The sequence below is a fragment of the Aquihabitans sp. McL0605 genome (assembly GCF_049993875.1).
Lineage (GTDB): Bacteria > Actinomycetota > Acidimicrobiia > Acidimicrobiales > Iamiaceae > Aquihabitans.
Genome location: NZ_CP188252.1, coordinates 4,472,263 through 4,486,966 on the forward strand (window position 1 = coordinate 4,472,263; position 14,704 = coordinate 4,486,966).

Here is a 14,704-nt window from a genome sequence, read left to right on the forward strand (position 1 = left end):
GCGGCGTCACGCGTCGTCGGCGGTGATCTCCTTCAGGAACGCCTCGACCTCGGCGCGGTCCTTGGTGCGGGGGAACGGTGGGAGCGCTTCGAGGAGGGTCCAGCGGTAGCTCTTGGCCTTGGCCAGGCGGGAGTCGAGCACGGCCACCACGCCCCGGTCGGTGCGGCTGCGGATCAGCCGGCCGGCGCCCTGGGCGAGCATGGTGGCGGTGCGGGGCAGGTCGATCGTGCGGAACGCGTCGGCCTTGGCCTGCTCGCGCCGGGCCTGGAGGAGCGGCTCGTCGGGGCGGGGGAACGGGAGCCGGTCGATGGTGACGAGCGACAGGGTGGGGCCAGGGACGTCGATGCCCTGCCAGAACCCCATGGTGGCGAACAGGCTGGCGGACGGGTCGCGGGTGAACGCGTCGACGAGCGCGGGCTTGGGCAGGTCGCGCTGGCCCAGCAGGGGCCCGGGGAGCTTGCCCTTGAGCGCGGCGATGGCGGCGTCCATGGCCCGGTAGCTGGTGAACAGGGCGAGGGTCCGTCCGCCGGCGGCGGTGATCAGCGCCAGCAGCTCCTCGTGCAGGGCGGCCTCGTAGCTGCCCTCGCGCGGATCGGGCAGGTGGGTGGCGCAGTAGAGGAGGCCGTGGTGCTCGTAGTCGAACGGGCTGCCGACGTCGATGGCCTTGTGGTCGTCGCCCACCAGGCCGAGCCGGTCGGACATGCCCGCGGGCAGCGTGGCGCTGGTGAGCACGGCCGGTCCGGCGTCCCACAGCTTCTCGCGGAGCAGCTCGGCGATGTCGAGCGGGGCCAGCCGCAGCTTCGGGTTGCCGTCGGGGCCCTCCACCCAGGCCACCGAGCCCTCGGGGACGTTGGTGGCGAGCGCCAGGTCGGCCTGGAGGTGGCCGGTGAGCTGCACCGCCCGGTCCTTGCGGTTCTTCACGTCCTCGGACGCGCTGTCGGGGATCTTCCGCAGGGAGGCGGCCACCCGGTCGAGCCGTGAGCGGGCGAGCACCAGGGCTTCGGTGAGCGCCGGATCCGGCGTGCCCTTGAGCCGGCGGCCCACGTGGTCGGCCAGCACCGCGGACAGCAGCGACGCCGAGGTCTCGATGTCGTCGACGCTGGCCGGGTCGTCGAGGATCGACCGCACCGATCGGGCGAGGTTCTGGAACCGTCCGGCCGACAGCTCGAAGCCGCAGGTGTCCGACACGATGTCCTCGAGCTGGTGGGCCTCGTCGACCACCACGAGATCGTGCTCCGGGAGGATGGCGCCGTCGGTGGCGAGGTCGAGCCCGAGGAGGTGCAGGTTGACCACCACCACGTCGGCCTCGCCGGCTCGCTGGCGCGCCGCCTCGGCGAAGCAGCTCTCGCCGCTGGGGCACTTGCGGGCGCCGGGGCACTCCTGGGCCGACACGCTGACCGCCGCCCAGGCCTGGTACGACGGCTCCACCGGCAGCTCGGCCCGGTCGCCCGACACGGTCTCCGACGCCCACAGCTTCAGGGCGTTGAGCTCGGTGGGCGAGGCGCGGTCGGCCAGGCCGTCGAGCGCCATCTGGCCCTCGCCCGAGATCTCGACGAGGCGCTGGCGGCACACGTAGTTGGACCGGCCCTTCAGGACCGCGAAGTCGAACTCCCGGTCGAGGTGCTCCTGGAGGAACGGCAGGTCCTTGCCGGCGAGCTGGTCCTGGAGCGCCTTGGTAGCGGTGGCCACCACGGTCTTCTTGCCCGCCAGGATGGCCGGCACCAGGTACGCCCAGCTCTTGCCGGTGCCGGTGCCGGCCTGGGCGAGCAGGTGGCGGCGCTTCGAGATGGCCTCGGCGACCTCGATCGCCATGGCCTCCTGCGGCTCGCGGCGCTCGCCCTGCGGGACCGCACCAGCCAGGCCCGCCAGGGCGGCGACGACTCGATCTCCAGGGGGCACCGGTCGAACCTAGCGGCCGCCACCCACCACCTGGTCGACCACCCGCTCGACCTCCCCACCCCACCTCCCACTTCCCGAACTTGTTGCAGTGAGTGCTGTATGGAACATCTGCTGCAACAAGTTGGGTCGGCGGGGTGGGCCGGGTGGATCGCCCCCGGGAACTTGTTGCAGCGAGTGCTGCATGGAGCACTGGCTGCAACAAGTTCGTGCGATCGGGGGAGCGACGCGAGGTGGGGGGGGAGGGGCTGGGGTCAGGTGGGGACGGCGGGGGCGTCGTCGGTGGCGGTGAGGATGACGCCGCCCCTGGTGGCGCCGACGGCGTCGACCCCGGGGAGGCGGGGGACGTGGACGGGCACCTCCACCGTCCCCTCGCGGGCCTCGTAGAGCACGGCGTTGAGCGTGGACGAGTACACGAGCAGGCGGGCGAACAGCGCCAGCCAGGCGAGGATGGCGAAGACCACACCGATCGAGCCGTACAGCGCCGATGACCGGCTCACCAGCTTCGGGACGTACACGGTGCCGACGAGGGCCAGGATCTCGAAGCCGACCGCCGCCACCAGTGCGCCCGGGAGCAGGTCGCGCCAGCCCACCCGGCGGGTGCCCAGGCCCCAGAAGACCCACGCGAAGAAGATGGCGGCGATGGTGGTGCTGAACAGGATCGACAGCAGGGTGGCGACGGGGGCGGGGGCCCAGTCGGGGAGGAAGCCGAGGACGCCGCTCAGGGCCATCAACAGGGCGAAGCCGACGAACGCGCCCACCAGCCACGCCATGCCGATGAGCCGGTCCTTGATGCCGTTGGAGCGCTCCTGCCAGGGGATGCGCACGCCCTGCTGCAGCGCGACGGCCACGGCCGAGCCGGCCCACGCCAGACCCACCAGGCCGATCACCGTGGCCGCCTGCCGGCTGGCCGCCGCCTTGTCGAGCGCGTCGGTGAGCGTCTGGGCGCCGGGCCCGGAGAGGCCCAGGGCCTTGATCAGGTCGGGCGCCAGGGAGTCGTTGCCGGCGGCGAGGTAGCCCACGACGGCGATCACGACGAGCAGCAGCGGGAAGATGGAGATGAACACGGTGACCGTGATGGCCGAGGCGGCGAAGCCGCCGTTGATCTCGCCCATGCGGTCCTGCACGTCGAGGGCCCGTCCGAGCCACGGCCAGCGGCGACCGAGCGCTCGCAGCTTCTCCTTCATGGCCTGGGATCCTTCCGGCGTCCGTCGTGTTGGTGGGGGTACCCCCGACCGGCGTGGGGCAGACGGTAGGGGGGGCCTGGCCCGGGGCGCAGGGAGCCGGGCGATAGGTTGCGAAACGTGGACCTCACGGGCATCGACATGAAGCGCATCCCTCGCCACGTGGCCGCGGTGATGGACGGCAACGGACGCTGGGCCACCCAGCGGGGGCTGAAGCGCACCGAGGGCCACGCGGCAGGGGAGGAGGCGCTGTTCGACACGCTCGACGGCGCCATCGAGCTGGGTCTCGACTACTTCACCGTCTACGCGTTCAGCACCGAGAACTGGAAGCGGCCCACCGACGAGGTCCGCTACCTCATGGGGTTCAACAAGGGCATCCTCGACCGCCACGCCGAGGACCTGCACGCGCGCAACGTGCGCATCCAGTTCATCGGCCGCCGCGACTGGCGGGTGCCGCGCGGCGTGGCCGGCCGGATCGACTGGGCCACCGACCTCACCAAGCACAACACCGGCCTCACCTTCACGATCGCGTTCAACTACGGCGGCCGAGCCGAGATCATCGACGCCGTCAAGCAGCTGGTGGCCGACGGGGTGAAGCCCGACAAGATCGACGAGAAGGCGATCCGCGCCCGCCTCTACGACCCCAAGATGCCCGACCCCGAGCTGATGGTCCGCACCTCCGGTGAGTTCCGCATCTCGAACTACCTGCTGTGGGAGCTGGCCTACAGCGAGCTGGTGTTCACCGACGTGCTCTGGCCCGACTTCCGCAAGCAGCACCTGGCCGACGCCATCCGCGAGTACCAGGCGCGCGAGCGGCGCTTCGGCGCCGTGTCGCCCTCGTAGGAGCCGAGCGCCGTGGCCCTCTACCGCGATCAGGGCATCGTGCTGCGGACCTACAAGCTGGGCGAGGCCGACCGCATCGTCTCGTTCATGACCGAGCGCCACGGCAAGGTCCGGGCGGTGGCCAAGGGCGTGCGCAAGACCAAGTCGAAGTTCGGCGCCCGCCTGGAGCCGCCCACCCACGTCGCCCTCCAGCTGTACGAGGGGCGAGAGCTCGACATCGTCACCCAGGCCGAGTCGATCGACCACTTCCGGGCGATCCGCGAAGACCTCGACCGGCTCACGCGGGCCGTCACCATGCTCGAAGCGGTCGACCAGCTCTCGCTCGAGCGCGAGCCCAACCCCGAGCTGTACCGGATGCTCGTGGGCGGCCTGCGGACGATCGCCGACCGCAACAGCGCCCTGATGGTGGCGGGGTTCCACTGGAAGCTGCTCGCGCTCGAGGGCTTCCGCCCGATCGTCGAGCACTGCGCGATGTGCGACTCGGAGGCGCTGGTGGCCTTCGACCCCGAGGCGGGTGGCCTGCTGTGCACCGAGCACCGGCGCGGCACCCGGGTGTCGCCCGACGCCGTGCGCATGCTGCAGGACATCCTGGGCGGGCGCCTGGCGGTCGCCCTCGACGAGCCGCCGTCGAGCGCCACGCACGAGGTCGACCACCTGGCCACCCGGGTGATGGAGCACCACCTGGAACGGCGCCTCCGGTCGGTGGGCCTGCTCGAGTGACCGGCGCTCAGGTGGAGAGCGCCACCCACGAGGCCGTGCGGTCGTCCCACTGGAACCAGCTGCCGCTCACCTGGTCGTAGCGCACGTACGTGTTCCGGGCCGGGTCGAACACCGGGCCGTCGATGGCGCTCGGGGCGCCCGCCGGCTGCGCGGCGTACCCCGCCTGCCCCTGGGGCGCGCCCGACCACGCCGCCATGGGGTCGCGGCCGTGGACGACGAGGAGGCCGGGGATGGCGAGCGGCCGGCCTGCGGCGCTGCGGTGGACGACGAAGGTGCTGGCGGCCAGGTCACCGACGCGCCGGTGGCCCTTCGTGTTGAACGACGTGAGCAGGCCCGGCAGGTAGCAGCACGCGGCATCGACGATGAGCAGGGCCCAGCGCCCGAGCTGGCGGCCGAAGCCCGCCGTCTGGCCGTCGGAGGTGACCACCCGCAGCCCGAACAGGAACTTGCCGAGGCTGGCCCCGGTCAGCGTGGGCAGCAGCACCCAGTTGAGGAAGCTGAACCCGGCAGCCACCAAGGTGACGTCCCGTCGGATCGCGTCAGCCTGGCTGCGCGTCGCGAGCCACACCTTGTCGCCGATGGCGAGGCACGCCGGGTGGTCCACCCTGGGGTCGTCGTCGAACTGGAACGATGCCGCGCCTCTGATGGACTCGCACTCCATCCTCGCGGCCTCGGCGGTCGGGAGGCGGAACGAGTCGAGCTTGTGGGCCTCGAACGTGAAGAAGAACGCTGCGATCACTGCCGCGGCGATCAGGGTGTCGACCACGTAGGCGCCGATGCGCCCGCCCATGATCTTGGTGGGATCGCTGAGCGCTCCGCCGAATGCTGTCATCGCCCGCCCCTCCAGGGTGCTGGTGTCGGCTGCCGCCCGATCAGGTGTCGATCGGGCGCCAGTGCTTGGCCTTCTCGTTCCACTCCACCCACGACTCGACGCTGCGGTCGTACTGGATGTAGGTCTCTCGCACCTCGTCCCAGTGCGGGCCGTCGGTGTCGGGAGCCGTGATCGGCTCGGGCTCGGGCTCGTGGAACGGATCGTGGCGCGGGACGGGCGGGGCCGACGGCGCCGACCAGACCTTGCCCGGGGCCCCGGGGGCCGCACCGGAACCGGGCGGCGGGTACTGCGGCGGGCCCTGCTCGGGCGGCGGACCGTAGCTGGGCGGACCGTAGCCAGGGGGAGGGCCGTAGCCCGGGGGCGGGCCGTAGCCGGGCGGCGGGAACGCGTAGTAGCCGGCCTCGGCGGGGGTGGGCAGGAGCAGGTGGGCCATGGGCTCGCCGACGCGCTCCTTGCGGACCACGAAGGTGCCGGCGGCCATGTCGCCCACCCGCCGGTGGCCCTTGGTGGACACCATGAGCACGCCGCCCACGATGGGGATCCCGCAGGTGATGGCGTCGATGATCCACAGCACGGTGCGGAGGACCGACTTGCCGATGCCGGCCCGGGCGCCGTTGACGTCGACCACGCGCAGGCCCATCAGGAGCTTGCCGATGCTGCCGCCGGTGATCCCCTGGATGAGGACGTAGGCGATGAAGTTCACCAGCCACACGCCGTCGACCCGCCCCTTGATGTTGACCAGCACCGCCTGGTCGTTGATCGGGACGCAGCCCTGCGTGTCGGAGGTCTTGACCGTGTTGCAGTACTTCACGGCCGCGTTGGACGTGTCGAACTGCTTGGAGTGCCACGTGACCCCGCCGGTGAGGGCCAGCACGCCGAAGAACAGGGCCAGGAAGATCGCCAGGTCGATGGTCCAGGCCGCGATGCGCCGGAACTCGATCTTCGTGGGATCGGCAGTCGGGGCGTAGTGGGCCGTCACCTCGGGAACCCTAGCGACGGCCCGGCGGGCCCCAGGGATCGCAGATGGGAGGGGTTGTGGCCCCCCACTAACGTGACCCCTATGTCCTCCCCTGCCCCCGATCCCACGCTGTTCGACAAGGTCGTCAACCTCACGAAGCGCCGCGGCTTCGTCTTCCCCTCGTCGGAGATCTACGGCGGCTTCCGGTCCACCTACGACTACGGGCCGATCGGCGTGCTGCTGCTGCGCAACGTGAAGGACGCCTGGTGGCGCTCGATGGTGCAGCTGCGCCACGACGTGCTCGGCCTCGATGCGGCCATCCTCTCGCCGCCCGCCGTGTGGGAGGCCTCGGGCCACCTGGCCAACTTCACCGACCCCCTGGTCGACTGCAAGCACTGCAACGAGCGGTTCCGCCTCGACAAGCTCGACGACCCGCACACCTGCCCCAACTGCGGTGAGCACGACTCGTTCACCGAGGCGCGCAACTTCAACCTCATGTTCAAGACGCACGCCGGCCCGGTCGAGGGCTCGGGCCACGACGTCTTCCTCCGTCCCGAGACGGCGCAGGGCATGTTCACCAACTTCTCGAACGTGCTCCAGACCAGCCGCAAGAAGCCGCCGTTCGGCATCGCCCAGGTCGGCAAGTCGTTCCGCAACGAGATCACGCCCGGCAACTTCGTGTTCCGGACCCGTGAGTTCGAGCAGATGGAGATGGAGTTCTTCGTGCCGCCCGCCGAGGCGGGGGAGTGGTACGAGTACTGGAAGAACGAGCGCTTCCAGTGGTACCTCGACCTGGGCATGCCCGCCGAGTCCCTGCGGCTCCGCGAGCACGAGGCCGACGAGCTGAGCCACTACTCCTCGGGCACCGCCGACGTGGAGTTCCTGTTCCCCTGGGGCTGGGACGAGCTCGAGGGCATCGCCAACCGGGGCGACTACGACCTGAACGCCCACGCCACCGCCTCGGGCGAGAAGCTCGACTACTTCGACCCGCAGACCAACGAGCGGTACACGCCGCACGTGATCGAGCCGGCGGCCGGCGCCACCCGCACGATGATGGCGTTCCTGATGGCCGCCTACGACGAGGAGGAGGTCCGGGGCGAGACCCGCACGGTCCTGCACCTGCACCCCCGCCTGGCCCCCTACAAGGTGGCCGTGCTGCCCCTCAGCAAGAAGCCCGAGCTCACCGGCCCGGCCCAGGAGCTGCTGGCCACCCTGCAGCCGCACTTCATGTGCGACTACGACGAGACCCAGAACATCGGCAAGCGCTACCGGCGCCAAGACGAGCTGGGCACGCCGCTGTGCATCACGTTCGACTTCGAGTCGGTCGACGACCACGCGGTCACCGTGCGGGACCGCGACACCATGGAGCAGGACCGGGTGCCGCTCGACCAGATCGTCGATCACGTCCGCACCAAGCTCGGGCTCTGAGCAGGACGTCCGGGCAATGGCGGTCGATCCGGCGGACTGGCGGGAGCTGAACCAGGCCTGGTGGGACGAGCGCGTCCCCCTGCACGTCGGCTCCGACGACTACGACGTCGAGGGCTTCAAGGCGGGCGGAGACCGGCTGCGGCCCTTCGAGGTCGAGCTGCTGGGCGACGTGTCGGGCCTCCGGCTCGCCCACCTCCAGTGCCACTTCGGCGCCGACACCATGTCGTGGGCCCGCCACGGCGCCTCCGTGGTCGGGCTCGACTTCTCCCAGCCGGCGGTCGACACCGCCAACGCGCTGGCGCACGAGCTGGGCCTCGATGCCCGGTTCGTGCGCGCCGACGTCTACGACGCGGTCGATGCGCTGGGCGGAGAGCAGTTCGACATCGTCTACACGGGGTTCGGCGCCCTCAACTGGCTGCCCGACCTCACGCGCTGGGCCGAGGTGGTGGCGGCGCTCATCAAGCCCGGAGGTCGCCTGCTCCTCGCCGAGTTCCACCCGATCTCCTGGGTGTTCGACGACGAGCCGCCGTCCACGCCTGCGATCGAGCACGACTACTTCGCCGAGACCCCGTTCATCTGGGACGACCCCGGGTCCTACGCCGACCCCACGGCCGTCACGGAGAACAACGCCACGGTGGAGCACCAGCACACGCTGGGCGACATCTTCACCGCCGTGCTGGCCCAGGGGCTGCAGGTCCGGGCCTTCCAGGAGTACGACCACACGCTGTTCCCGAGGTTCCCGTTCCTCGAGCGCCGCGACGGCTGCTACCGGTTCCCCGAGGGGACGCCCCGGCTGCCGCTCATGTTCACCCTGCTGGCCGAGGCGCCGGGCCCCGCCGCGGCCGGTCGCACCTGACCCCTCCGTCCCCACGGTAGGCTGGTCGGACCGGGAGGGAGTATCCCTCGTTGTCGCAACGTCAGCACGGTGCCCTCACGGCGCCCGGGGCGGCAGGTTCCCCAGGGAACGGAGAGACTTCCGGCTGAGGACACCGATCCACCCAGCCGGAGCACACCTTCATGTTTTCCCTCGTGTTGGCCGAAGCCAGCAGCAGTTCCCAGCACTTCGCCAGCTTCGACGTGCACCCGTGGCAGTGGGGCCTGTTCATCGCGTTCATCGCCGCGCTGATCATCGCCGACCTGCTGCTCGTCCACCGCACGGCGCACGAGATCACGTTCAAGGAAGCGGCGATCGAGTCGTCGATCTGGATCGCCATCGGCCTGTCGTTCACCGGGGTCGTCTACTGGTGGCACGGCAGCCAGGCCTCGCAGGAGTACATCTCCGGCTACCTGATCGAGAAGTCGCTCTCGATCGACAACGTCTTCGTCTGGGCCGTGATCTTCAGCTACTTCGCGGTGCCGAAGATGTACCAGTTCCGGGTGCTCTTCTGGGGCATCTTCGGGGCCTTGGTGCTGCGCGCCATCTTCATCTTCGCCGGCGTGGCGCTGATCCAGGCGTTCGAGTGGGTGCTGGTGATCTTCGGCGTGATCCTCCTGTACTCGGCGTGGAAGATCGCGTTCCACGACGATCAGGAGGTGCATCCGGAGAACAATCCGGTGCTCAAGATCGTCAACAGGATCATCCCGTCGACCACCGAGTACGACGGCCAGAAGATGTTCACCCACGTCACCGACGAGGTGGAGTCCACCGACAAGGCCACTGGGAAGCTGATCACGGCGCGCAACGTCCGTCGGGTGGCCACGCCGCTGCTGGCGGTGCTGATCATGGTGGAGACCACCGACGTGGTGTTCGCCGTCGACTCGATCCCGGCCATCTTGGCGGTGTCGCACGAGCAGTTCATCGTGTTCAGCTCGAACGCGTTCGCCATCTTGGGCCTGCGGTCCCTGTACTTCCTGCTCAACGGCATGCAGGACAAGTTCCGCTACCTCAACATCGGCCTGGGCCTGATCCTGGCGTTCGTGGGGCTGAAGATGCTCGCGAGCTTCTTCCTCGGGCTGCACCCGCCCACCTGGACGTCGCTCGTGGTCATCTGCGTGCTGCTCGCCATCACCATGGTGGCGTCGCTCGCGGCCGACAGGCGCGAGGGGATCGATCGGTCGGTGCTGGTCGCCGAGGCGGCGGCGGAGGCCGACGCCCTGGCCGGCGTCGGCCCCGAGTTCGACGACCAGGGCGCCCACGCCGGTCCGGCCGACCCCGGAGCTCGGTCCGGCACCAGGCCCGACGCGCCCGATCCCGTCGCCGCTGACGAGCCGGTCGACGAACCGAAGGGCTGACATGGGCCAGGCGGCCTGATCGCCTGATCCGGGGGACGGTGCCAGCCGCGGCGCTGGTACCGTCCGCCGCATGCTCCGCCCCCTGGACCCGTCGCACCACGTGTGCCGATCCGCGGGCTGATGGGCATCCTCGACGAAGACGTCCAGCGGGTCCGGGACACCGCCGACATCGTGGCGGTCATCTCGGCCCACACGCAGCTGAAGAAGGCGGGCAACAACTGGACGGGCCTCTGCCCGTTCCACGGTGAGAAGAGCCCGTCGTTCTCGGTCAACGCCGACAAGGGCGTCTTCTACTGCTTCGGCTGCCAGGCCAAGGGCGACGTCATCTCGTTCGTGCGCGACATCGACCACCTCGACTTCGCCGGGGCGGTGGAGTTCCTGGCGTCGAAGTCGGGCATCGCGCTGCGCTACACCGACCGGGCCGAGGGCGACCGCCGCGAGGCGCGGGGCAAGCTCCGCGAGGCGATGGTGGCCGCGGTCGAGTGGTACCACGAGCGGCTGCTCACCGGCCCCGACTCGGGTGCGGCCCGCCGCTACCTGCGCGACCGGGGCTTCGACGGCGAGCGGGTCCGCCAGTACAAGATCGGCTGGGCGCCCGACGACTGGAACCAGCTGGTCAAGGCGCTGCCGTTCTCGCCCAAGGTGCTGCGAGACGCCGGGCTGGGCCGCGAGAGCAAGCAGGGCGGGACCAACGACTTCTTCCGGGCCCGGGTGCTGTTCCCGATCTTCGACGTGCAGGGCGACCCCATCGGCTTCGGCGGCCGCATGATGCCCGGCGGCCGTCCGCCCAAGTACCAGAACACGCCCGAGACCTCGCTGTACCGCAAGAGCAAGGTGCTCTACGGCCTCAACTGGGCCAAGGACGAGGCGGTGCGGGAGAACGAGGTCATCATCTGCGAGGGCTACACCGACGTGATCGGGTTCGCCGAGGTGGGGCTCAACCGGGCCGTCGCCACCTGCGGCACCGCCCTCACCGACGAGCACGTCCGCACGATCCAGCGCTTCGCCCCGCGCCTGGTCCTGGCGTTCGACCCCGACGCCGCCGGCCAGGCCGCCGCCGACCGCGTCTACGAGTGGGAGCGCAAGCACGAGGTGGAGGTGGCCGTGGCCGCGCTGCCGCCCGGCGGCGACCCGGCCGACCTGGCCCGGTCCGACCCCGGCGCCCTGCGGGCATCCATCGCCAACGCCCAGCCGTTCCTCGGGTTCCGGATCGACCGCATCCTCGCGGCGGCCGATCTCCGCACGCCGGAGGGCCGCGGCAAGGTGGCCGAAGTGGCCCTGGCCGCGGTGGCCGAGCACCCCAACGAGTTCGTCCGCGACCAGTACGTCATGACCATCGCCGAGCGCTGCCACCTCGACCCCGACCGCCTGCGCGCCTCGCTGCGATCGGGCGGCGCTCGGCCCCGGGTGCGCGTGCCCACCGAGGTCCGGCGGCCCCCTCGTGCCGACACCCCCGAGACCGAAGCGCTGCGCCAGGCGATCGCCGACCCGGCCACCGTGCTGCCGCTGCTCGACGTGGCGCTGTTCGACGAGCCCCTGTACCGCGCCGCGCTCGTCGCGCTCCAGGAGGCCGACGGCGATCTCCACGTCGCGGTCGAGGGTGCCGACCCGCTCGTCGGCGAGCTGCTGGCCCGGCTCGCGGTCGAGGACACCGACGCCGACCCCACCGATGTGCGGCGGCTGCTGCTGAAGGATCTCGGCGAGCGCGCGGCCGCTGACCTGCAGCGCGACCTGAACGCGTTCACCGGCGACTTCCGCGGCGACGAGTACCGGCTGCTCCTCGAGCAGCACCGGTGGCTGCTGAGCCGGCTCGAGTCGATCGGTCCCGATGCACCGCCCGATCAGATGGGCGAGGATGAGTTGCTAGCGTGGCTCGCACGACGGGGGGAGGAAGACGCATGAACGACATGGCTGCCCTTCCCACCACCGACCCTTCTGCGTGGGACGAGCTCGTCCAACGGGCGAAGGACGATGGTTCCCTCACCGTCACGCAGGCCGAGGTGTGCGAGGTCGTCGAGATCGACGTCGAGCACTTCGACCAGGAGCTCGACGTGATCCGCAAGCTCCTCGCCGAGCACGGCATCACGCTCGACGACGAGATCGACCCCGCGGCCGTGGCCGCCGAGCTCGAGGCCCAAGAGGCCCGAGACGCCGCCGTCCACGTCGATGAGGTCCTCGCCGACCCGCTCGGCGGCATCGACCTGGCGTCCGACGACGACGGCCAGCGCCGCCGCCTCAAGCTGGTGAAGACGCCCCGGGTGAGCGCCGACCGCTCCGGTTCCGGCAGCGCCGATCCGGTCCGGGTGTACCTCAAGGAGATCGGTCGGGTCCCGCTGCTCACCGGCATGGAGGAGGTCACCCTCGCCCGGCGCATCGAAGCCGGCGGGCAGGCCGGCGACCGCCTGGCCGAGCTGGCCGCCGCCGGCCGCATCGAAGAGCTCGACCTGGTGGCCCGGCGCCGCCTCGAGCGCACGTCGCGCGACGGCGAGCGCGCCAAGAGCGACCTGATCCAGGCCAACCTGCGCCTCGTCGTGTCGATCGCCAAGCGCTACGTCGGCCGCGGCATGCACCTGCTGGACCTGATCCAGGAGGGCAACCTCGGCCTGATGCGGGCCGTCGAGAAGTTCGACTACACCAAGGGCTTCAAGTTCTCCACCTACGCCACGTGGTGGATCCGCCAGGCCATCACCCGGGCCATCGCCGACCAGGCCCGCACCATCCGCATCCCCGTGCACATGGTCGAGTCGATCAACAAGGTGCACCGCATCCAGCGCCAGATGATGCAGGAGCTCGAGCGAGACCCCACCGTCGAGGAGCTGGCCGCCAAGGTCGACATGACCCCCGACCGGGTGCGCGAGATCATGCGGATCTCGCAGGACCCGCTGTCGCTCGACTCGCCCGTCGGCGAGACCGACGACTCCCAGCTGTCCGACTTCATCGAGGACACCCAGGCCGACGCCCCCGCCGAGATGGCCGCCCGCAACATGCTGGGCAAGGCCGTGGTCGAGGCGCTGTCGGAGCTGAGCGACCGCGAGAAGGAGGTCGTCCGGCTGCGGTTCGGCCTCGACGATGGCCAGGCCCGCACCCTCGAAGAGGTGGGCAAGGAGTTCGGCGTCACCCGCGAGCGCATCCGCCAGATCGAGGCCAAGACCCTCGCCAAGCTGCGCAACCCCAACCGCAGCCAGAAGCTGCGCGACTACCTCGACGGCGACTGAACCCAGCGCCTGGTCACCGCGGTTTCGAGGCGGCCCACGTCGAATCTGGGGTTCGTCCGAGCCGGCCCCCGCTGCTAGGTTGACCACTCGCCTTCGGGGGTAGCTCAGCCGGCAGAGCGTCTGACTGTTAATCAGAATGTCGTGGGTTCGAGCCCCACCCCCCGAGCCAGAACAAGCCGGTCCTCACGGGCCGGCTTGTGTCGTTTCCGGCTCTCAGGCTTGTGTCGTTTCCGGCTCGTAGGCTCCGACCTGGGCGGACGAACGGGTGGGGGAGAACACATGGCGACGACGGCGAGGGCGACCACGAGCAGGCACATCGTGCTGGTCCTGGCCGTGATGCTGAGCGGGCTGCTGGCTGGTTGCGGCTCCGGGTCCTCGGGCGCCGCGTCGTCGGGCGCCGCGTCCGGCGGCCCCGCCGCGCCCAAGGGGTCGCCGGGCGGCGCGCCGCTGGCCGATGGGCTGAAGGTCCCGGCAGGGGCTGCCCTGGCGGGCTCGCTGTTCTGGGAGCCGTTCAGTGCGTCCATCGGCGGATCGACCGAGGCCGATACCTGGACCGCCCTGATGACCATCGACGGCGACCCGTTCGCGGCGTGGGACGACCTGGCCGCCCAGATCCGGGCGCTGGACGGGGCGCCGGCCATGCCGGGCTCCGCCGACAGCTGCACCTGGACGTACGCCGGCGGGACCTTCCCCGACGACGCCGGACCGAAGTCGGGCGACGAGATCCTGGCGGCGCTGGCGGTGAGGGACCAGCGACCCCGAGGAGCCATCGGGGTCGCGTGCAGCGCCCAAGCCCCCGCGGGAGGGCCGAAGGCGACCAGCGCCTTCTCGATGAGCCTGCAGACCGACGACCGGGTCCCGCCCACCCTGGCGCTCGTGCGGGGGCCGACCCTCGGTCCCGTGGGCGAGGCCTCGTCCTACCTGACCTCGTTGGTGCGCCAGACCCAGAACAGCCCCGACCCGGCGGCGATCCCTGGGCCCGAGCCGGTACCAGCGGGAGCCGCCGCCTGGCTGCCCGATCCGGTGCCCCAGCCGACGGCGAAGCCGGGCCAGCAGTTCGGCAGCGAGGTCAACTGCTTCGAGTCGACGGGGTACGCCAAGACCGTCCTCCCTGCCGGCGCCACCCTCGTGGGCGATGGCTGGGACAACGGGTCGACCAGCGTGGTCGCCGCCGAGGATGTCGACGCCGCGTTCGCCGATCTGCTCGCCCAGTTCCAGGTCGGTCCTTCCGGTGTGGCGGGGGACACGGTCGACTCGACGTTCCACCTGCCCTCGGGAGAGACGTTCCGCTCCATCGAGCACAGCGTTCCCGCGGGAGGCGGTTCCTGCAGCGCCCTCGCATCGCCCGACGGGCGGTTCATCCGGATCAGCCGGCATGCCGATTGAACCGTCGGCG

General features: G+C 70.8%; 12 protein-coding genes and 1 tRNA gene. 9 read left to right on the plus strand and 4 right to left on the minus strand.

The genetic code is table 11. The features are described from left to right. Positions 1-6: 6 nt before the first annotated feature. Entirely contained in the window at positions 7-1,899 is a 1,893-nt protein-coding gene (locus tag ACPPVX_RS20730; protein ID WP_426572481.1) for an ATP-dependent DNA helicase, read from the minus strand. A 251-nt stretch (positions 1,900-2,150) separates the two neighbouring features. Beyond that, entirely contained in the window at positions 2,151-3,083 is a 933-nt protein-coding gene (locus ACPPVX_RS20735) for a YihY/virulence factor BrkB family protein (protein WP_426572482.1), read from the minus strand. A 108-nt stretch (positions 3,084-3,191) separates the two neighbouring features. On the opposite strand from ACPPVX_RS20735, the gene uppS reads away from it, so the two are divergent. Together uppS and recO are read left to right on the plus strand one after the other, a co-directional pair. Next, positions 3,192-3,923: a polyprenyl diphosphate synthase gene (gene uppS / locus ACPPVX_RS20740; RefSeq protein WP_426572483.1), complete on the plus strand. Its 732-nt coding sequence runs from the start codon at positions 3,192-3,194 to the stop codon at positions 3,921-3,923. A 12-nt stretch (positions 3,924-3,935) separates the two neighbouring features. After that, a complete protein-coding gene (gene recO / locus ACPPVX_RS20745) occupies positions 3,936-4,643 on the plus strand; it encodes a DNA repair protein RecO (protein WP_426572484.1) in 708 nt (235 codons plus the stop codon). Positions 4,644-4,650: 7 nt separating this feature from the next. Here recO and ACPPVX_RS20750 read toward each other — a convergent pair whose 3' ends face one another. Both ACPPVX_RS20750 and ACPPVX_RS20755 read right to left on the minus strand, forming a co-directional pair. Then, positions 4,651-5,475: an RDD family protein gene (locus ACPPVX_RS20750; protein WP_426572485.1), complete on the minus strand. Its 825-nt coding sequence runs from the start codon at positions 5,473-5,475 to the stop codon at positions 4,651-4,653. A 40-nt stretch (positions 5,476-5,515) separates the two neighbouring features. Then, positions 5,516-6,454 (minus strand): RDD family protein, encoded by a 939-nt coding sequence (locus ACPPVX_RS20755; protein WP_426572486.1) that lies wholly within the window; start codon positions 6,452-6,454, stop codon positions 5,516-5,518. A gap of 81 nt (positions 6,455-6,535) precedes the next feature. On the opposite strand from ACPPVX_RS20755, the gene ACPPVX_RS20760 reads away from it, so the two are divergent. From ACPPVX_RS20760 to ACPPVX_RS20790, 7 genes are all read left to right on the plus strand, one after another. Continuing rightward, the gene (locus tag ACPPVX_RS20760) at positions 6,536-7,861 is read left to right on the plus strand and encodes a glycine--tRNA ligase (RefSeq protein WP_426572487.1); all 1,326 of its coding nucleotides are present in this window, start codon (positions 6,536-6,538) and stop codon (positions 7,859-7,861) included. 16 nt (positions 7,862-7,877) lie between these two features. Continuing rightward, positions 7,878-8,717: a class I SAM-dependent methyltransferase gene (locus tag ACPPVX_RS20765; RefSeq protein WP_426572488.1), complete on the plus strand. Its 840-nt coding sequence runs from the start codon at positions 7,878-7,880 to the stop codon at positions 8,715-8,717. 161 nt (positions 8,718-8,878) lie between these two features. Then, positions 8,879-10,093 carry a TerC family protein gene (locus ACPPVX_RS20770; protein ID WP_426572489.1) on the plus strand — a complete coding sequence of 405 codons (1,215 nt, stop codon included), beginning with the start codon at positions 8,879-8,881 and terminating at the stop codon, positions 10,091-10,093. Between the two features lie 120 nt (positions 10,094-10,213). Further along, positions 10,214-11,995, plus strand: a complete 1,782-nt coding sequence (gene dnaG / locus ACPPVX_RS20775; RefSeq protein WP_426572490.1) for a DNA primase — start codon at positions 10,214-10,216, stop codon at positions 11,993-11,995. A 5-nt stretch (positions 11,996-12,000) separates the two neighbouring features. Continuing rightward, complete coding sequence (gene rpoD / locus ACPPVX_RS20780) at positions 12,001-13,308, plus strand: RNA polymerase sigma factor RpoD (protein WP_426575065.1); 1,308 nt, start codon at positions 12,001-12,003, stop codon at positions 13,306-13,308. A gap of 93 nt (positions 13,309-13,401) precedes the next feature. After that, a tRNA-Asn gene (locus ACPPVX_RS20785) sits at positions 13,402-13,477 on the plus strand. A 149-nt stretch (positions 13,478-13,626) separates the two neighbouring features. Further along, entirely contained in the window at positions 13,627-14,694 is a 1,068-nt protein-coding gene (locus ACPPVX_RS20790; protein ID WP_426572491.1) for a hypothetical protein, read from the plus strand. Positions 14,695-14,704: the final 10 nt, after the last annotated feature.